We start from the raw sequence: 18,055 nt of genomic DNA, 5'->3' as shown, positions 1-18,055 counted from the left end.
CACGCGACACGCCGCCGCAAAGTTGGCATTTTGCGGTCACTCGCGCGGCAATGTCAGTGCGCGAAGTGACGCGCCCCGGTGAGGTAGAGCGAGATTCCCGCGCTGGCAGCCGCTTCGGTGACCTGGTCGTCGCGGACGGAACCGCCCGGGTGGACGATCGCTTTGACGCCGCCCTCCGTCAGCACTTCCAACCCGTCGGGGAACGGGAAGAACGCGTCGGAGGCGGCGACCGCGCCCCGCACCCGGTCCCCGGCCCGCTGCACCGCGAGGCGGGCGGCGTCGACACGGTTCACCTGGCCCATACCGACACCGACGGTGGCGCCGTCCGCCGCGACGACGATCGCGTTCGATTTCACCGCCCGGCACACCCGCCACGCGAACTTCAGGTCCGCCAAGGTGGCCGGGCCGGCGGGCTCGCCGGTGGCCAGTGTCCAGTTGACGGGGTCGTCGCCGGCAGCGGTGAACTCGTCGCGCTGTTGTACCAGCAGCCCGCCGCTGACCTGGCGGAACTCGGTGCCCCCAGGTTGTGGTTCGGAGGCCACCAGGACCCGGATGTTCTTCTTGCGGGCGAGCACCTCCACCGCACCCGGCTCGTAGGCCGGGGCGATGATGACTTCCGTGAAGATGTCGGCGACGGTCTCGGCCATCTCGACGGTCACCGTGGTGTTCGCCGCGATCACGCCGCCGAACGCCGAGAGCGGATCACATTCGTGGGCCTTGCGGTGCGCGTCGGCCACCGACACCGACGACACCGCGATGCCACACGGGTTGGCGTGCTTGATGATCGCCACACACGTCTCGGAATGGTCGAACGCGGCCCGCCATGCGGCGTCGGCGTCGGTGTAGTTGTTGTAGGACATCTCCTTGCCGTGTAGTTGCTCCGCCTGCGCCAAGCCCGGCCACGCGGCGTCGTTGCGGTAGAGCGCGGCTTGCTGGTGCGGGTTCTCGCCGTAGCGCAGCACGGCACTGCGCCGCCAGGTGGCACCGACCCAGTTGGGCAGCGGGCTTCCGGGCTCCGGTGCCAGCACCGAACCCATCCACGACGCGACCGCCACGTCGTATTCGGCCGTATGACGAAATGCCAACGACGCCAGCTTCTTCCGCTCGTCGAGCGTGAAACCGCCCGCGTGCACCGCGGCGAGCACGCCGTCATAGCCCAGTGGGTCGACGACCACCGCGACGCTGGGGTGGTTCTTTGCGGCGGCCCGAACCATCGAGGGGCCGCCGATGTCGATCTGCTCGACACATTCGTCGATGCCGGCGCCGGAGTCGACGGTCTCGCTGAACGGATACAGGTTGACCACGACCAGCTCGAACGCCTCGACACCGAGTTCGGCCAGCGCCGAAACATGGTCGGGTTTACGCTGATCGGCGAGCAGGCCGGCGTGCACACGCGGGTGCAGCGTCTTGACCCGCCCGTCAAGCACCTCGGGAAAGCCGGTGACCTCTTCCACCGGGGTTACCGGGACCCCCTCGGCGGCAATGCTTTTCGCGGTGGAGCCGGTCGACACGATGCTGACCCCGGCATCGTGCAGCCCGCGCGCCAACTCGGCCAGGCCGGTCTTGTCGTAGACGCTGATCAACGCCCGCCGAATCGGCCGCTTGCCCTCGGTCATCCCAGTGTCGCCTTTCGTCCGGTCCAGGTCACGCCGCGGACAGCCACGGCGGCCAGTACTTGCACCAGTAGTCGTCGTTCGACGACCTTGATCCGCTCGTGCAGCGTCGCCTCGTCGTCGTCGTCGAGGACCGGGACGGCCTCCTGGGCCAGCACCGGTCCGGTGTCGGTTCCGGCGTCCACCAGATGCACGCTGCAGCCGGTCACCTTCACTCCGTAGGTGAGCGCATCGGGTACCGCGTGTGCGCCGGGGAATGCGGGCAGCAGCGCCGGGTGCGTGTTGATGATCCGTCCCGTGAACCGCGAAAGAAACTGTGGCCCAAGGATCTTCATGAATCCGGCGGACACGATCAGATCGGGCTCGTAAGCAGCGGTGGCTTCGGTGATCGCGACGTCCCACGCCTCCCGGTCCGGGTAGTCGCGAAGCCGCACGGTATAGGTGGGAACCGAGGCGGCCGCGGCGATGTCGAGGGCCGCGCAGTCGCGGTCCGCACCGACGGCGACGATCGACGCGGGGTACTCGCCCCCGGTGGCGTCGAGTAGCGAGCGCAGCAGCGAACCGGTCCCCGATGCCAGCACCACGACCCGTGCGGGGACCTTCGGTGGCACACGGAGGGGCTGCTGCACGCCTGGCAGCCTAATGGCTACCGGGTGCGCCGTCGTCGTCCGCCATGAAGTGGTCCTCGGGGTCCTCGACGACGTCGTTTTTGCTGTCGTTCGGGACGTCCCGGGTAGCTTCGACGTCGGCTTCGGTGTCTTCCAGTTCCGCACGCTCGGGTTCGGGCTCCCCGCCAGCAGGCTCGGGCTGGGGCTCGGGGTCGGCGGACTCGGGCTCGGGTTCCGGTTGGGAGCCCACGTCCGGCTCGGCTTCCGCCTCGACAACCGGCTCCGGCGCCCGCGGCCTGCGGGCGATGCCGCCCGTCATCGACACGGTCAGCGCGCCGATCCCGGCGAACCAGAAGAAGACCGCGGGTCCGAACGTCGCCTGGTCCACGCCGACGTCCCCGAAGTTGCCGAGCCGCCCACCACCGGCGTAGCCGAGCAGCACCATGGTCAGCGCGGCCAGGCCGGAGGCAACGGCCAACTTGGCCAACGCGGGCCCGAGCGCAAGCGGCCGTCGCGCGCACTGCTGCCCGACCGCCACCGCGGATGCCGCCGCGACGATCAGCAGCGCCACCCATACCGGGCCCAGCGGCGGCGTCGGCACCGCGGCCAGCAGGGGAAGCGCCGGGATGTCGCCGCCGAACACCGTGAACGAACTGAAGGTGGCGAGCCCGACGTGCGCGCTGGATCCGACCGCCACCGCTGCCGTCCCGACCATCACATTGGGTATGTAGAGCACCGACAGCACGGTCAGGCTGAACTGGCCGAACATCGAGTCGGTGATCGAGTAGAGGTCGTGCATCGTCGACCAGTGCACAAGCAGCGAACCGGCCATCACGACACCCGAGAGGCCGACCAGCGCAAGCACACCCGCGGCGGCGGCTCGGAACGCGTCCGGCAGCCAGGCGGGCAGTGACACCCCGGCCATCACTCGCCTGCCGACTCGCGACCCGACGCCCACCACCGCACCGATCGCGTGTACGGCCAGCACGCCGCCGAATGCGCGCAGCGCGTGCGGGGTCTGCAGTTCGGTGAGCACCGACGCGGCGTCGTGGATGACGGCCAGCGCGATCGCGGCGAGCAACAGCGGTCCGCCCAGCGCAGAGGCCACGACCCAGCGCGTCACGAACCACGAGCCGTGCGGGTTGGTGGCCGCGGCTGTCGTGCGCGCGGTGCCCCACACCATCACGAGCACCGGCAAGAGCGGCAGCACCCCGACCTCGGCTCCGCCGATCGACACCGGTACCAGGTGCACGCCGAGCCACATGCTGGCGATCGCGCCGAGCGCGCCGGTCATGTCGCTGTTGGCGATGAGCAGCTGCAGCAGCACGATCGCCGCGATGACGACGAGCGCCACCAACGACGGCCCGAACGCGACCCGAAGCAGCTCACGCGCCTGGCGTGCGCCGACTGCCCGTTGATCCACTGGTTGGGCCGCTCCTCAGTCAGGCTGCCGCGCGACGGTGACGCACGCGCGGCTCAGACTACTGGCTCAACTCAGGACGGCGGCGGGGTCGACTGCGATGAGGGCGACGGCTGTGACGGATCCTGGGTCGACGTCGGCGAAGAGGATGACGGTGGCTGGCCGTACGCGGGAAATCCGGTCGGCGGCGTCGGCGGGCCCTGCTGGCCGTGCTGCTGGCCTTGTTGCGGGGCCCCTGGGAAGCCACCCGTCGACGGGCCGCCCGGATAACCGCCCGGGTACGTCGACGGATATCCCGGCCGCTGCTGATGTTGCGGTCCGCCGTGAAGTGACTGGCCATGGGACTGGCCATGGGACTGGCCATGGGACTGGCCATGGGACTGGCCGTGGGACTGGCCGTAGTAGTGGCCCGGAGCGCCGTACTGCTGCCCGTAGGACTGGTCGTACTTCGGCCGCGGTACCGGCGGGGTGATGACGCCGGACTCGAACAGCAGCACCGCGACGGCGACGACCGCCTGCAACAGCGAGAACGCGATGATCAGGTACAGCCCCCAGTCGATCGCGGCGCCGCTGGGCCGGTTGATCACCTCGGCGATGACGAGGAGGAACGCGGCGACTGCCAGCACGGTGTAGGCCGGCGTGGAGACGCCCTGCCGTGGCAGCAGGCTCGCCCCGGCCAGCAGCCCCGCCACGAGCGACGCGGCGACAGCGAGCACCAGGCCGAACGAGCTTCCGCTGATGCTGCCCAGGCCCGGGAAATCGGAGGCGGAGATGGTGAACAGCGGCGCGAAGCTCGACAGGTACACCGCCAGGCCCAACAGAGCCACCGCGATGGCGAGGTAGCCCGGCAGCCTGCTCGGGGCGTCGGCGGCCGACTGCCCCACCTCCGGTGACTTGCCGAACTGCTGCGTCGGCGCAGAGAACTGGGTGGTCGGCTGCTGTGCGGGCGGGTATCCCGGGCTACCGGGCGAACTTGGGGGGTACGTCATGGCCTCTCCTGTGCTCGGGCGGGCTTCGAAAACCACGCTAGCGCACAGTGGTCATGCTGAGGCGAGCGCGGGTTCGCCTATTGAATCTCCTCGATTTCGCGGACCAACGGGCAACGCTTCGGCTCCGAAGTACTCGATCTCCTCCTGGAAGTGCAGGAAACCGCCGAGGATCGAGTCGACACCGCATTTGCGGTACGCCGCAATGCGTTCGGCGATCTGTTCGGGCGCGCCGACCAGCTGCGTGCGGAACCCATCGTTGTACTGCGTGCGGTCGTCGAAGTTCGAATCCGCCCACATGCCCCGGTTGTCCGCCGTCGAGCTCCGGATTGGGCACCGTGGCGATCACCTTGAGCTATCGCTCGCGCTGAGAAAAAGTCGGCGCTTGCCCCCCAGAGTGAAACACGTTCTAATTCTGGGCATGAACTACGGGCTCGTGCTGTTCACCAGTGATCGTGGGATCACGCCCGCAGCGGCCGCCAAGCTGGCCGAGGACCACGGGTTCACCACGTTCTACGTGCCCGAACACACGCATATCCCGATCAAGAGGCAGGCTGCGCACCCGACGACGGGCGACGAGTCGCTGCCCGACGACCGCTACATGCGCACGCTCGATCCGTGGGTCAGCCTGGGTACCGCCGCGGCCGTGACCTCTCGCGTTCGGCTGTCGACGGCCGTGGCGCTGCCGGTCGAGCACGACCCGATCACGCTGGCGAAATCGATCGCGACGCTCGATCACCTGTCCGGTGGCCGCGTCAGCCTGGGGGTGGGGTTCGGCTGGAACACCGACGAGCTTGCCGACCACAACGTGCCGCCCGGCCGTCGGCGCACGATGCTGCGCGAGTATCTGGAAGCGATGCGGGCGCTGTGGACCCAGGAGGAAGCGTCGTACGAGGGCGAGTTCGTCAACTTCGGCCCGAGTTGGGCGTGGCCCAAGCCGATCCAATCGCACATCCCGGTCCTCGTCGGCGCCGCGGGAACCGAGAAGAATTTCAAGTGGATCGCCCGGTCCGCCGACGGCTGGATCACCACGCCGCGTGACTTCGACATCGACGAGCCGGTCAAGCTGCTGCAGGACACCTGGGCGGCAGCAGGTCGCGAAGGCGCGCCGCAGATCGTCGCGCTCGACTTCAAGCCCGATCCCGAAAAGCTGGCCCGTTGGGGCGATCTCGGTGTCACCGAGGTGCTCTTCGGGCTGCCGGACAAGTCCGCCGACGACGTCGCGGCCTACGTGGAACGCCTGGCGGGCAAGCTGGCCGCGCTGGTTTGAGCGAGGCTTACCGAAGCTTGGCGCGATTGACCTTGCCGTCGCGGCGCACCTCGATCGCCGCACCGAGGGGGTCGCCGTCGGACATCAGCGCGACGAGGTTCTCGTCCTCGGTGAGCGCCATGAACCTCGTGTTGTCCGCATCGGATCTGCCGATGATGACGCCGGTGCGCACCGGCCAGTCGTAGCGCACCGAATACGTTTCGATTGTCCCGCGTCCTTCGGGCCACTCGGTGACGGGCACCTTGGGGAGTGCGGCCACGTCGAGGTTCAGGGCGGCACTGCGGTCCGTCCGCCACCCGACCGGAAGGGTCGAGTAGATGCCCACCGAGTACTTGCTCATGGTGCCGCCGTTGGCGCCGACGAACCCGAATTGTCCTGGTGTCTCGCGTATCCTGCCCACCGTTTCGGCGATGGCGTGTAGCGAGTAGCTGTTACCCGGTCCGCCGAAGTACGGCAGGCCGCCGGTCACGGTAAGGCCGCGCGGATCGGCGCCGTCGATGCCCAGCGCCTCGGAGACGACGAAGACCGGGAACGGGAAGCAGCTGTACAGGTCGAAGGTGGCGATGTCGTCGACACCGATTTCCGCCACCCGCAAGGCTTCTCGCGCGGCATGCACAGCCGCCGGGCTGGCGCCGAGGTCGACGCGGTCCAGCAGTCCCTGCTCGGTCATGTCCGAATGACCGTGCAGATAGACCCACTTCTCCTCGGGTACCCCGAGACGACGCGCGGCGGCCACCGACATCATGATCGCGGCGGCACCCTGGTTGACCTGATCGCGCGCCACCAGCAGTCGGGGGTAGGGATCGCAGATCATCCGGTTGTCGTCGGTGACGGTGACGATCTCCTCGACGGAGCGCTCGACCGGAGATGACGAGAACGGGTTCTTCGCAGCGACTTTCGACATGGGCGCGAACAACTCGGCCATCTCCTGCCGGTAATCACCGACGCTGCGCCCGAGCCGGCCGCGGCGTGCGTTGTCCAGCAGGCCGTATTGCACCGCGGCACCGGTCAGCCCGTGCGAGGCGGTGTATTCGGTGAAGTACTGGTGGATTTGGTGGCCGCGATCCTCGAGTTGGCCGTCGACCTGTTCGGTGAAGTCGGGCTTGTCGTCGCGGTCGGCGAAGTACCGAGCCGTCGACCCCGGTTCGGAACCGATCACCATCGCTACATCGAATTCGCCTGCCGCGATGGCGTTCCCGGCTTCGGTGACGAGCTTCTGCGGGCCCTGCCCGCCGACCGGTTCGAGCACGACGCGGGTGGGATCGCCGCCGATCCGCCGCATCACCGAACGCGGATAGTTGTTCGACTTGCCCAGTTTCGCGGGCATCGGCCCGGAGATCTCGAACTGGCGCAAGCCGTACACCGTCTCGATCGCCGTCGCGGCCGCCGTGACATCGACACCGGTGTCGGCCAGCGCCGCACGCACCGCCTCGGTCGCCAGGTCCACCGCCGACAGGCCCCGGTAGTCGGAATCGTCTATGCGTTCGGTGAACTGTCCGACGCCGACGATGACCGGGGTCCGCGGATCGACCATTACAGACCTCCTGACGAGTGTTAGTTCGTCAGGCTAATCGAAACTGTGAACCTGTTCCTAATCCTGCGGTCAACTTCACATCTGCGTGCGCCCACTCGGCACGCCGCGAGCGACCGCTGTTGTACGTCAGGTGACGGCGTGTCGGCGTACAGACACGGTCACTCGCGGTGAGGAGGAAGCTCGCGCGGCGAACGAACTACAGAGTCTGCAGGATCTCCCGTGCCAGCCGGGCGGTCTCCGACGGCGTCTTGCCGACCCTCACCCCCGCGGCCTCCAGCGCTTCCTTCTTGGCCTGCGCCGTGCCCGACGACCCGGAGACGATCGCGCCGGCGTGGCCCATCGTCTTGCCCTCCGGCGCCGTGAAGCCCGCGACGTAGCCGACGACCGGCTTGCTCACGTTGGCCTTGATGTAATCGGCGGCCCGCTCCTCGGCGTCGCCGCCGATCTCGCCGATCATCACGATGACCTTGGTGTCGGGATCCTTCTCGAAGGCCTCGATCGCGTCGATATGCGTGGTGCCGATCACCGGGTCTCCGCCGATGCCGATGGCCGTCGAGAACCCGAGATCGCGCAGCTCGTACATCATCTGGTAGGTCAACGTCCCGGACTTCGACACCAGACCGACCGGACCGGCGCCGGTGATGTTGGCCGGCGTGATGCCCGCCAGCGCCTCGTCGGGCGTGATGATGCCGGGGCAGTTCGGTCCGATGATGCGGGTCTTCGGGCTCCCCTCACCGTTCTTCGACAGGTTGTAGGCCCACGCGAATGCGGTGTCCTGCACCGGAATTCCCTCGGTGATGACAACCAGCAACGGGATCTCGGCGTCGATGGCCTCGATGATCGCGTCCTTGGCGAACTTCGGCGGCACGAAGACGACCGACACGTCAGCGCCGGTTTCCTTCATCGCCTCGGCGACGGTGCCGAACACCGGCAGCTCGATGCCCTTGCCGTCCTTATCGACATGCGACACGGTGGTGCCGGCCTTGCGGGCGTTGACGCCGCCGACCAACTGGGTGCCGGCCTTGAGCATGCGCGCGGTGTGGAGGCTGGCCTCCTTGCCGGTAATGCCCTGGACGATGACCTTGGAGTTCTTGTTCAGAAAGATCGACATTTCGGTCCTCTCAGGCTTTCGCGGCCAGCTCGGCAGCCTTGTCGGCGGCTTCGTCCATCGTGTCCACCTCGGTCACCAGCGGATGGTTGGCCTCGGCGAGGATGCGGCGCCCCTCGTCGACGTTGTTGCCGTCGAGGCGCACGACCAGCGGCTTGTTGGCCTCGTCGCCGAGAATCTTCAGCGCGTTGACGATGCCGTTGGCGACCTCGTCGCACGCGGTGATGCCGCCGAACACGTTGACGAACACGCTTTTGACCTGTGGGTCGTGCAGGATGACGTCCAGCCCCGCGGCCATCACCTCGGCCGAGGCGCCGCCGCCGATGTCGAGGAAGTTGGCCGGCTTCACGCCGCCGTGCTTCTCACCGGCGTAGGCGGTGACGTCGAGCGTCGACATCACCAGACCGGCGCCGTTGCCGATGATGCCCACCGCCCCGTCGAGCTTGACGTAGTTGAGGTCGTGCTCCTTGGCCTTGAGCTCCAGCGGGTCGGTCGCCTCGCGGTCCTCGAACTCCGCGTGCTCCGGATGGCGAAAGTCGGCGTTGGCGTCGAGGGTGACCTTGCCGTCCAGCGCGAGGATCTGATTGTCCGGCGTGCGCACCAGCGGGTTGACCTCGACCAGTGTGGCGTCCTCGCCGACGAACACCTCCCACAGCTTGGCGATGGTCACGGCGGCGGCGTCGAGGACCTCGGCGGGCAGGTGGCCTTTCTCGGCGATCTCGCGGGCGAACGCCTCGTCGACGCCCTTGGTCGCGTCGACCGGCACCTTGGCCAGCCGGTCAGGCTTGGTTGCGGCGACCTCTTCGATCTCCATCCCGCCCTCGACCGAGCACATCGCCAGGTAGGTTCGGTTCGCGCGGTCGAGCAGGAACGAGATGTAGTACTCCTCGGCGATGTCGCTGGCCTCCGAGACCAGCAGCTTCTTGACGATGTGGCCCTTGATGTCGAGACCGAGGATGTTCTGCGCGTGGGTGAACGCGTCGTCCGGGGTGGCCGCGTACTTCACGCCGCCGGCCTTACCGCGGCCACCGGTCTTGACCTGCGCCTTGACCATCACGGGCTTGCCGATTTCCTCGGCGATCGCCTTGGCGTCCTCGGCGGTGTCGGTCACCCGACCCGGTGTGGTGGGCACGTTGTGCTTGGCGAAAAGCTCTTTCGCCTGATATTCGAAGAGATCCATTAGCTCACTGTCTCTAGCGCGTCGATTGCGGAGTTGTCGGGCCGAAGGCTCGGGAAAACTTTATCCACACGGCCGCGAGGCGTTGGCACCGCCCACCGCTCATGTGGTCGATCTCACCGCGGCGGCATCAGTGATACAAGTCACAAAACTTGCCTGAGGGCGTGCACGGGTTGCAGCCTTCATCGGGAGTTGGTTAACGTGCCTCTGGCTCGATAACGTTTTGGTCACGCGACTAGCAAGGATTCCCCAGGTTGGCTTCGCACCGTTCGTCCGGATCTCATCGCAGATCGTCGACGAATCGGCAAATCAGCCGCCGCGTAATCGAATCCCCAGCAGAAGTCACCGACATCATCCCGTTCAACGAGTTCGGCGGCTTGCCCGATTTGGGGGCTGACGCCGACTTCCGCGAGAACAGCGCCTTTGACCGGGAAGCCCGGGTCATGCACGCTCCCGAACTCGACGACCTGACCGACACCGACGATCTCGTCCCCCTGCGCCTGGCGGTGCCGTCGGAGTTCCGGGCCGGACTCCAGCCCGGTTCGAGGCACACGCGCCGCTCGCACGCCTACCGCGACAGCCACACCGACACCAGCGACGGCATGGCCGCCACCGACGTCATCAAGATCGCCGGTCGCGCAGGCCAGCACCGCAGGCAAGAGGTCCCCGTGAAGGGTCGGCTGATGGTCGCGGCGATGGCGGTCGGTGCTACCGCGGCGGGCGCATACTCGATGGCCAACACCGCACAGGAGTCGTCCTCCCAGACCGTGCTTGCCGTCGATCAGGACACGCTCGCCGGGCCCATCAGCGGTTCGGTGGACGGCATGCAGATCGTCGCCGTGACGCCCGCCGCCAGTTCGGCGGTGCACACCGAGGAGATCCAGAAGGCGGCCGCATTCGCGCAGGAGCGTGCCGAACGCGAGGCGCGCCTGCAACGGCCGATGTTCGTGATGCCCACCAAGGGCGTGTGGACGTCGGGCTTCGGCTACCGCTGGGGCGCGCTGCACGGCGGAATCGACATCGCGAACTCGATCGGCACCCCGGTGCTCGCGGCCTCCGACGGCGTCGTCATCTCCGCGGGCCCATACGCCGGCTACGGCAACATGGTCAAGGTGCGTCACTCCGACGGCACGGTGACGCTGTACGGGCACCTCAGCTCGTGGCAGGTCGAGGTCGGTCAACGGGTGTGGGCGGGCGACCAGATCGCCAAAATGGGCAACACCGGCAACTCGACCGGCCCACACCTGCACTTCGAGGTGCACCTGAACGGCACCGACCGCGTCGACCCGGTGGGCTGGCTGGCCAAGCGAGGCCTGAGCCCAGGCAACTAATCTGGCTGAGTGGCCAGCGACGACGAGCCCGATCCGACGCGCCCCGCGCCGCCGAATCCCGAGACGAACATCATTCGTCGTCACCCGACCGGCGAGATCCCCACCGGTCCGGACCCGCAGACAACCATCATCCGGCGCCACCCCACCGGCGCGATTCCCACCGCGGACCCTTCGACGCAGGCGACGAATCTCATCCCGACCCAGCTGTCGAACCAGGCGGAGCCGCAAACCGGGTACATCCCGCGGGCCAGGCCCGTCGCCGTGGCCCCGACACAACCTCCACCGGCCAGCCCGAAGACCGCGATCGCGACCGCGGTCCTGAGCATCCTCACCGGTTGGGCCACCGCCGTCATCGCCACCGACCTGATCACCGGCTGGTGGCGCTCGGACCGGCTGTTCTGCGTCGCGGTCGGCTTCCTGACCGGGATCTCGGCGGCCGCGCTCATCGCCGGCCTGATCGGGCTGCTGTTGCGCCGCTGGGTGAGCCGGTTACTCATCATGGTGGGTTCGGCGGTGGCGGTGCTGATCTTCTCCAGCCTGTTCGTCGCGGGCGCCAAACTGCCGGCGGTGGTGTACGCGATCCCGCTGCTGCCACTGTCCAGCATCGTGCTCGCGGCGCTGCCCGCCACCGGCCGCTGGGAGCGTTCCGGCTAGAGCTTGCTGATGGGCGCGTGGTTGTGCATCAGCTTGACGCGACCGGAGCTGCCGAAGTCGATCAGCGACATCGCCGACTCGCCGGCGCCGGTGACCTCCTCGACGCGGCCCAGCCCGTACTTGTCGTGGGTGACCCGGTCGCCGGGTTCGAGCACCAGCAGCGGGCGCTTCCCGGCGCCGGACCGCGTGGGCGACGGGCGCGGGGTTCCGAAGCGGCCCGAACCGCTGACCGGCGCGCTGAACGACGGCCTTCCCTTCTCGGGATCGGTGCGGCGCCAGTCGATGAGGTGCTGCGGAATCTCCTTGAGGAACCGCGACTCCGGGTTGAGCATCGGCTGGCCCCACGACGAGCGGACCTTGGCCCGGCTGACGTAGAGCCGCTGCCGGGCCCGGGTGATGCCGACGTAGGCCAGCCGCCGCTCCTCGGACAGTTCGCCGGGGTCGCCCAGCGCCCGCATGTGCGGGAACATGCCGTCCTCCCAGCCGGTCACGAACACCACCGGGAACTCGAGGCCCTTGGCGGTGTGCAGCGTCATCATCGTGACCACGCCGGCGCCGTGCTCGGGTAGCTCGTCGGCATCGGCCACCAGCGACACCCGCTCGAGGAACTGTGCCAGCACACCGGTGTCGGGGACGTCCTCGTCGACGGGCTCATCCTCGCCGAGCGCCCGGGCGTTGGCCAGGTCGGTGCTGAATTCGTGTGCGACGCTGACCAACTCGTTGAGGTTGTCCAGACGCGCGAGATCCTGCGGATCGCTGGACGACTCGAGTTCGGTGCGGTAGCCGGTGCGGTCGAGCACCGCTTCGACCAACTCGCCCAGCTCACCGTCGAGGCGCCCGCGCAGGTCGTCGAGCATCTCCACGAACGCCGAGATGCACTTCTCAGCGCGGGTGTTGAGCATCGGCACCTTGCCCTCGGCGGCGGCCTGCAGCGCGTCGTTGAAGCTGGACCCGGTGTTCTCGGCGTAGACGGCCACGCAGGCTTCGGCGCGGTCGCCGATGCCTCGGCGCGGGGTGTTGAGGATGCGCCGCATGCTCACCGAGTCACCGGGGTTGTCCAGCACCCGCAGGTACGCGACGATGTCGCGGATCTCCCGACGTTCGTAAAAGCGCACGCCGCCAACGACTTTGTACGGGATGCCGGCGCGGATGAACACCTCTTCCAGCGCGCGCGACGAGTTGTTGGTGCGGTAGAACACCGCGACGTCGTTATAACTTCCCCCGTCGTCGATGAGCGCGTCGATCTCCTGGGCGACGAACCTGGCCTCGTCGTGCTCGTTGTCGGCGACATAGCCGACGATCAGCTCACCGTCGCCTTCGTCGGTCCACAGCCGCTTCTCGCGGCGACCGGTGTTGCGGGAGATGACCGAGTTCGCGGCGTTCAGGATGTTCTGCGTCGAGCGGTAGTTCTGTTCGAGCAGAATCGTTGTGGCGTTGGGAAAGTCGCGTTCGAAGTCCTCGATGTTGCGGATGGTCGCACCCCGGAACGCGTAGATCGACTGGTCGGCGTCGCCCACCACGCACAGCTCGGCAGGCGCGACGCCGGCTGCATCATCGTGCAAGGCGGCCGTCCCCACCAACTCACGCACCAACACGTACTGCGCGTGGTTGGTGTCCTGGTACTCGTCGACCAGGATGTGCCGGAACCGCCGCCGGTAGTACTGCGCGATTTGCGGAAAGGCTTGCAGCACAGCGACCGTCTCGCCGATCAGGTCGTCGAAGTCTAGCGCGTTGGCCGCCCGCAGGCGCCGCTGGTACTCGGCGTAGACCCCGGCGACGATGCCGGGCAACTCCTCGCCCGCCTCGGACGCCTCGAGCGCCGCCTGCTCCGGCCCGATCAGCTCGTTCTTGTGGTTGGAGATGGCGTTGGCCAGCAGCCGCGGCGAGTACCGCTTGGTGTCCAGCCCCATGTCCTTGCCGATCATCAACAGCAGGCGACGCGAGTCGTCGGCGTCGTAGATCGAGAAGTTCGAGTTCAGGCCCTTGATCAACGACGCCTGGTTGCGCAGGATCCGCACACACGTCGAGTGGAACGTCGACACCCACATCGCGCGGGCGCGCGGCCCGACCAGCCCCACCACGCGCTCGCGCATCTCGGCGGCGGCCTTGTTCGTGAACGTGATGGCCAGCACCTGGCCGACGCCGACGTCACGGGCGGCCAGGAGGTAGGCGATCCGGCGGGTGAGCACGGCGGTCTTGCCGGAACCGGCGCCGGCGACGATGAGCAGCGGCGTGCCTTCGTGCAGCACGGCCTGGCGTTGCTGCGGGTTGAGCCCGTCGAGCAGGTGCTCGGTGTCGGTGACCGGTGTCGAGAGAGTCATGTCGTATTCGAACTTACCGCTGTGCAGGGACAATCTTTGCGCGGGCGCGGCTTTTGGTGGCACACTTTGAGCCGTGCTCAGCAAACAGCGAGTCGCTACGGGTGCCGATCCGCGACGCTCGTGGTCTCACTGCTTGGCAAGAGTACTGAGGGGGTGATACGCCATGACGACCGAAACCGAGACCGTGCCCGATATTGATGACCTGCGCCATGAGATCGACCGACTCGACGCCGAGATTCTCGCGGCCGTGAAGCGCCGTACCGAGGTGTCCAAAATGATCGGCCAGGCCCGGATGGCCTCCGGCGGGACCCGGCTGGTGCACAGCCGCGAGATGAAGGTGATCGAGCGCTACAGCGAACTCGGTCCCGAGGGCAAGGACCTCGCGATGCTGCTGCTGCGGCTGGGTCGCGGCCGCCTCGGTCACTGATTTTCGGGTGATTTCGGTGCGTAACCAGTCGCTGCGCGATCGGTAGCGCACCGAAATCGCTCAGCGCAGCGCGTCGGTCAACCACGGCGTCATCCACTCGACCGCTTCCGGGGTGGGATGAACACCGTCGCTGCGGATGCGGATGCCGCCGATCCAGTTGGTGTAGCCGCCGTTCGGCCCGAGCTTGCGGTTCAGGTCGAGCACGGTGACGTTCTGCCGGTACTTGACGGCGCTGCGCAGCAACGCGTTCCAGTCGTCGGTGCGATCCGGGTCGTCCTCCGGGTACAGGCTGCCGTCCCGTTTCTCGGCTCGGCGGGTGTACGGCTCGGTGGTGACGACGACGCGCGCGCCGGTCGAGGACAGGATGTCGAGCGCGTGGTTGAGTTCCGCCCGCAGATAGGCGTCGTAGGTCGGCTCGCCGATGTGCGTCCACCGGCCCTCGTTCATCCGGTCGACGACCTCCCAGCGCCCCACGATCAGCAGCACCACGTCGGGTCGTTGATGTTTGACCCGCTCTGACCACCTGCTCGGCCATGTGTCGCAGTCCGGCTTCTGGTTCAGCGTCTGCCCGGTGTAGCGGTACGGCCCGCCGCGTGCGATACCGCATCCGATCGTCGTGTGATCGGCGAACGCCAGGCCCGGCGTCTCCGGCAGGTAGCGCATCAACGTCCAGGCCACCGAGTCGCCGAACACCGCGACCGTCCTGGCGCCCGGGCGGCGAACGGTGGGGCGTTGCACTGCGACCGGCACCTCGGGTGCAACCAGCGCGGCGGAGTCGATGCTCAGGTCCTCCGGCGGTCCCGGTGGCACGCTGACCGGCAGCACCGTCATCGTGATCGCCGCCGCGGTGGCGGCCGTCGCGCCGGCCAACGGCAGCATCGGAACGATCACCGGCCGCCAGCGCCGAATCGGCTGTTCGAGCAGCCACCACGACACTGCCGCCACCGCGAGCGTCGCCGCGCACCGCAGCGCGAACAACGACCACCCGGACCATCCGGTGCGCTCGCCGTTGACCGCCAGGAAGATCGGCCAGTGCCACAGGTACACGCCGTAGGAGATCGCACCCAGCAACACCAGCGGTCGCCACGCCAGCACGCGCGCGACCGGTCCGTCCTGATCCATCGCGACCGCGCCGACCACGGCGGCGGCCGCGAGCGCGACGACGATCAGCAGGCCCGCGCGGAAGTCGCCGACGCTGCCGGTTGCCATGTGCACCGCGAACCCGAGCACGACGACGCCGACGACCGATGAAAAGCGGGCCACCCATCGCAGCCACCGCGTCCTGATCACCGGCCCGGCCAGGGTCACGGTTGTCCAGTCCCGGACCAGCAGGGCGGCCGCCGCGGCGCCGATGAGCAGGGCCTGCGCGCGGGTGTCGGTGCCGAAGTAGACGCGGTTCAACGTCGCGTCGTGGGTGAACGCGATCGCCGCCACCGCCGACGCGATCGCGCCCGCGGCGGCCAGGCCCAACACCGCCCACCGCAGATGTGTCGGGCTTCGCCGGCAGAACACGAAGGCGACGGCGATCAGCAGCAGCGGCCACAGCAGGTAGTACTGCTCCTCGACGCCCAGCGACCAGGTGTGCTGCAGCGGCGACGGCGGGGCGCCCTGCGAGAAGTAGTCGGTGCGCTGTGCGACGAACGCCCAGTTGGCCACCCAGAACAGCGAGGCGACGGCGTCGTCGCGCAGCGACGAGACCGCCTCCGCCGAGAAGAACCCCCGCGCGGCCACCACCGCGAGCACCATCACCAGCAGGGCCGGCAGCAATCTGCGGGCCCGGCGGATCCAGAAGTCACGCAACCGGATTCGCCCGGTGCGTGCGTGCTCGTCGAGCAGCAGCGAGGTGATCAGGAAACCGCTCAACACGAAGAACACGTCGACGCCCAGGAACCCACCCGAGACGCCCGGGATGCCGCCGTGGTCGGCGAGCACAAGCGCGACGGCGACGGCGCGGATACCGTCCAGGGCGGGGATCTCGCCACGCCGATGCGCACGCGAGGAGCGATGTACTGACAGCTGGCGGCGATCAGCGGGCGCGACAGGCCGACGCGCATTCACTTCCCGAATCTTGCCTGCGGGGGCAGACGCGGGGTCGCAGGCGCGGCGGCGTGTCGGGCTACTTCGTCAGCGCGATGTACTTGATCTCGAGATACTCGTCCATGCCCTCGAAGCCGCCCTCGCGGCCGAAGCCCGATTCCTTGACCCCGCCGAACGGCGCGGCCGGGTCGGAGATCACGCCGCGGTTGATTCCGACCATGCCGGACTCGATGGCCTCGGCGACGCGCAGCGCGCGGTCGAGCGACTGGGTGTAGATGTAGGCGGCCAGGCCGTAGTCGGTGTCGTTGGCCGCCGCGATGCCCTCCTCCTCGGTGTCGAAGCCGGTGATCGGCGCGACGGGCCCGAACACCTCCTCGGAGAGGATTCGGGCGTGGGCGGGTACGTCGGCAAGCACGGTGGCCGGATAGAAACTGCCCGCTCCGCCGGGGGCGACGCCACCGACCGCGACCTTCGCCCCGCGTGACACCGCGTCGGAGACCAGATCCTCGACCGTGGCGACCTGCTTGGCGTTGATCAGCGGGCCCAGGGTGGCCGACTCGTCGAGGCCCTTGCCGAGCGTGAACTCGCTCATCCGCTTGACCAGCTTGTCGGTGAACTCCTCGCGCACCGAGTTCGCGACGTGGAAGCGGTTGGCCGCGGTGCACGCCTCGCCGCCGTTGCGCATCTTGGCCAGGATCGCGCCGTCGACGGCGGCGTCGACGTCGGCGTCGTCGAACACCACGAACGGCGCGTTCCCGCCGAGTTCCATCGAGGTGCGCAGCAGCTTGTCCGCCGACTGCTTGACCAGCGCCTTGCCGACGCCGGTCGACCCGGTGAAGGTCAGCTTGCGCAGCCGGCCGTCGTCGATCAGGGCGGCGGTCACGTCGCCGGGATTCGTCGTCGGCAGCACGGACAGCACGCCCTTGGGCAGACCCGCCTCGTCCATCAGCTTGGCCAGCAACAGCATGGTCAGCGGCGTCTCCTGCGCGGGCTTGACGATCATCGTGCAACCGGCCGCCAACGCGGGGCCGATCTTGCGGGTGCCCATCGCCAGTGGGAAGTTCCACGGCGTGATCGCGTAGCACGGCCCGACCGGCTGCTTGGTGACCAGGACCCGGCCGGTGCCCGCCGGGCTGGGCGTGTAGCGGCCCGCGATGCGCACCGCCTCCTCGGCGAACCAGCGGAAGAACTCCGCTCCGTAGGTCACCTCGCCCATGCTCTCGCGGACCACCTTGCCCATCTCCAGGGTCATCAGCGTGGCGATGTCCTCGGCGCGTTCGGTGATCTTGTCGAACACCGCGCGCAGGATCTCGCCCCGTTGGCGTGGTGCGGTGGCGGCCCATTCGGCCTGCACCGCGCAGGCGGCGTCGAGCGCGGCGATCGCATCCTCGGCGGTGGCGTTCGCGACGGACGCGAGCACCTGGTCGTCGGAGGGGTCGAGCACATCGAAGGTGGACGAGCCCTGCCGTTCCTCACCGCCGATCCAGAGTCCGGTGGGCAGAGACGACAGCAGCTTCGCGGTATCCATAGTTCTCTCTTACACCTTTGGCGGGCTTTTCGGCGAGGGCG

14 protein-coding genes and 1 pseudogene are annotated in these 18,055 nt (G+C 68.3%); 4 read left to right on the top strand and 11 right to left on the bottom strand.

The window, feature by feature from the left end:
- Positions 1–53 precede the first annotated feature (53 nt).
- The 5 genes and pseudogenes from purH to QGN32_RS16635 all read right to left on the bottom strand — a co-directional run.
- The gene (gene purH, locus QGN32_RS16655; protein ID WP_326545422.1) at positions 54–1,616 is read right to left on the bottom strand and encodes a bifunctional phosphoribosylaminoimidazolecarboxamide formyltransferase/IMP cyclohydrolase; all 1,563 of its coding nucleotides are present in this window, start codon (positions 1,614–1,616) and stop codon (positions 54–56) included.
- Positions 1,613–2,242, bottom strand: a complete 630-nt coding sequence (purN, locus tag QGN32_RS16650) for a phosphoribosylglycinamide formyltransferase (RefSeq protein ID WP_326545421.1) — start codon at positions 2,240–2,242, stop codon at positions 1,613–1,615. Before purN ends, purH begins: the two co-directional genes overlap by 4 nt.
- 10 nt (positions 2,243–2,252) lie before the next feature.
- Positions 2,253–3,644: a cell division protein PerM gene (locus tag QGN32_RS16645; protein WP_326545420.1), complete on the bottom strand. Its 1,392-nt coding sequence runs from the start codon at positions 3,642–3,644 to the stop codon at positions 2,253–2,255.
- A gap of 71 nt (positions 3,645–3,715) precedes the next feature.
- The gene (locus QGN32_RS16640) at positions 3,716–4,630 is read right to left on the bottom strand and encodes a DUF5336 domain-containing protein (protein ID WP_326545419.1); all 915 of its coding nucleotides are present in this window, start codon (positions 4,628–4,630) and stop codon (positions 3,716–3,718) included.
- Between the two features lie 77 nt (positions 4,631–4,707).
- Positions 4,708–4,951 (bottom strand): annotated as a pseudogene (locus QGN32_RS16635) (dimethylsulfone monooxygenase SfnG); the annotation flags it as partial.
- A 97-nt stretch (positions 4,952–5,048) separates the two neighbouring features.
- Here QGN32_RS16635 and QGN32_RS16630 point away from each other — a divergent pair.
- Complete coding sequence (locus QGN32_RS16630; protein ID WP_326545418.1) at positions 5,049–5,897, top strand: LLM class F420-dependent oxidoreductase; 849 nt, start codon at positions 5,049–5,051, stop codon at positions 5,895–5,897.
- A gap of 7 nt (positions 5,898–5,904) precedes the next feature.
- Here QGN32_RS16630 and QGN32_RS16625 read toward each other — a convergent pair whose 3' ends face one another.
- The 3 genes from QGN32_RS16625 to sucC all read right to left on the bottom strand — a co-directional run bounded on the left by QGN32_RS16625 (position 5,905) and on the right by sucC (position 9,719).
- Positions 5,905–7,431: an acetyl-CoA acetyltransferase gene (locus tag QGN32_RS16625; protein WP_326545417.1), complete on the bottom strand. Its 1,527-nt coding sequence runs from the start codon at positions 7,429–7,431 to the stop codon at positions 5,905–5,907.
- 196 nt (positions 7,432–7,627) lie between these two features.
- Positions 7,628–8,542: a succinate--CoA ligase subunit alpha gene (gene sucD, locus QGN32_RS16620; protein WP_326545416.1), complete on the bottom strand. Its 915-nt coding sequence runs from the start codon at positions 8,540–8,542 to the stop codon at positions 7,628–7,630.
- A 10-nt stretch (positions 8,543–8,552) separates the two neighbouring features.
- Positions 8,553–9,719 carry an ADP-forming succinate--CoA ligase subunit beta gene (sucC, locus tag QGN32_RS16615; protein WP_326545415.1) on the bottom strand — a complete coding sequence of 389 codons (1,167 nt, stop codon included), beginning with the start codon at positions 9,717–9,719 and terminating at the stop codon, positions 8,553–8,555.
- A 251-nt stretch (positions 9,720–9,970) separates the two neighbouring features.
- Between sucC and QGN32_RS16610 the strand changes: the two genes are divergently transcribed.
- Positions 9,971–11,047, top strand: a complete 1,077-nt coding sequence (locus QGN32_RS16610) for a M23 family metallopeptidase (RefSeq protein WP_326545414.1) — start codon at positions 9,971–9,973, stop codon at positions 11,045–11,047.
- A gap of 9 nt (positions 11,048–11,056) precedes the next feature.
- Positions 11,057–11,701 carry a hypothetical protein gene (locus tag QGN32_RS16605; RefSeq protein WP_326545413.1) on the top strand — a complete coding sequence of 215 codons (645 nt, stop codon included), beginning with the start codon at positions 11,057–11,059 and terminating at the stop codon, positions 11,699–11,701.
- On the opposite strand, the gene pcrA is transcribed toward QGN32_RS16605, so the two are convergent.
- The gene (gene pcrA / locus QGN32_RS16600; RefSeq protein ID WP_326545412.1) at positions 11,698–14,022 is read right to left on the bottom strand and encodes a DNA helicase PcrA; all 2,325 of its coding nucleotides are present in this window, start codon (positions 14,020–14,022) and stop codon (positions 11,698–11,700) included. The genes QGN32_RS16605 and pcrA overlap by 4 nt on opposite strands.
- A gap of 163 nt (positions 14,023–14,185) precedes the next feature.
- On the opposite strand from pcrA, the gene QGN32_RS16595 reads away from it, so the two are divergent.
- Positions 14,186–14,449, top strand: coding sequence for a chorismate mutase (locus QGN32_RS16595; protein ID WP_326545411.1), 264 nt, complete (start codon positions 14,186–14,188; stop codon positions 14,447–14,449).
- Positions 14,450–14,509: 60 nt separating this feature from the next.
- Here the strand turns inward: QGN32_RS16595 and QGN32_RS16590 are convergent, their stop codons facing one another.
- Together QGN32_RS16590 and QGN32_RS16585 are read right to left on the bottom strand one after the other, a co-directional pair.
- Positions 14,510–16,465: an SGNH/GDSL hydrolase family protein gene (locus QGN32_RS16590; RefSeq protein WP_326549113.1), complete on the bottom strand. Its 1,956-nt coding sequence runs from the start codon at positions 16,463–16,465 to the stop codon at positions 14,510–14,512.
- A 100-nt stretch (positions 16,466–16,565) separates the two neighbouring features.
- Entirely contained in the window at positions 16,566–18,014 is a 1,449-nt protein-coding gene (locus QGN32_RS16585; protein WP_326545410.1) for an NAD-dependent succinate-semialdehyde dehydrogenase, read from the bottom strand.
- Positions 18,015–18,055: the final 41 nt, after the last annotated feature.

The sequence above is a fragment of the Mycolicibacterium sp. ND9-15 genome (genome assembly GCF_035918395.1).
In the GTDB taxonomy this organism is placed as follows: Bacteria; Actinomycetota; Actinomycetes; order Mycobacteriales; family Mycobacteriaceae; genus Mycobacterium.
Note: the sequence above shows the minus strand (reverse complement) of the source record. Positions and strands in the feature narration are given on the sequence as shown.

Coding starts and splice junctions, on each gene's coding strand:
- purH (WP_326545422.1), bottom strand. CDS start 1,616: ATGACCGAGGGCAAGCGGCCGATTCGGCGGGCGTTGATCAGCGTCTAC.
- QGN32_RS16640 (WP_326545419.1), bottom strand. CDS start 4,630: ATGACGTACCCCCCAAGTTCGCCCGGTAGCCCGGGATACCCGCCCGCA.
- QGN32_RS16630 (WP_326545418.1), top strand. CDS start 5,049: ATGAACTACGGGCTCGTGCTGTTCACCAGTGATCGTGGGATCACGCCC.
- QGN32_RS16625 (WP_326545417.1), bottom strand. CDS start 7,431: ATGGTCGATCCGCGGACCCCGGTCATCGTCGGCGTCGGACAGTTCACC.
- sucD (WP_326545416.1), bottom strand. CDS start 8,542: ATGTCGATCTTTCTGAACAAGAACTCCAAGGTCATCGTCCAGGGCATT.
- sucC (WP_326545415.1), bottom strand. CDS start 9,719: ATGGATCTCTTCGAATATCAGGCGAAAGAGCTTTTCGCCAAGCACAAC.
- pcrA (WP_326545412.1), bottom strand. CDS start 14,022: ATGACTCTCTCGACACCGGTCACCGACACCGAGCACCTGCTCGACGGG.
- QGN32_RS16595 (WP_326545411.1), top strand. CDS start 14,186: ATGACGACCGAAACCGAGACCGTGCCCGATATTGATGACCTGCGCCAT.
- QGN32_RS16585 (WP_326545410.1), bottom strand. CDS start 18,014: ATGGATACCGCGAAGCTGCTGTCGTCTCTGCCCACCGGACTCTGGATC.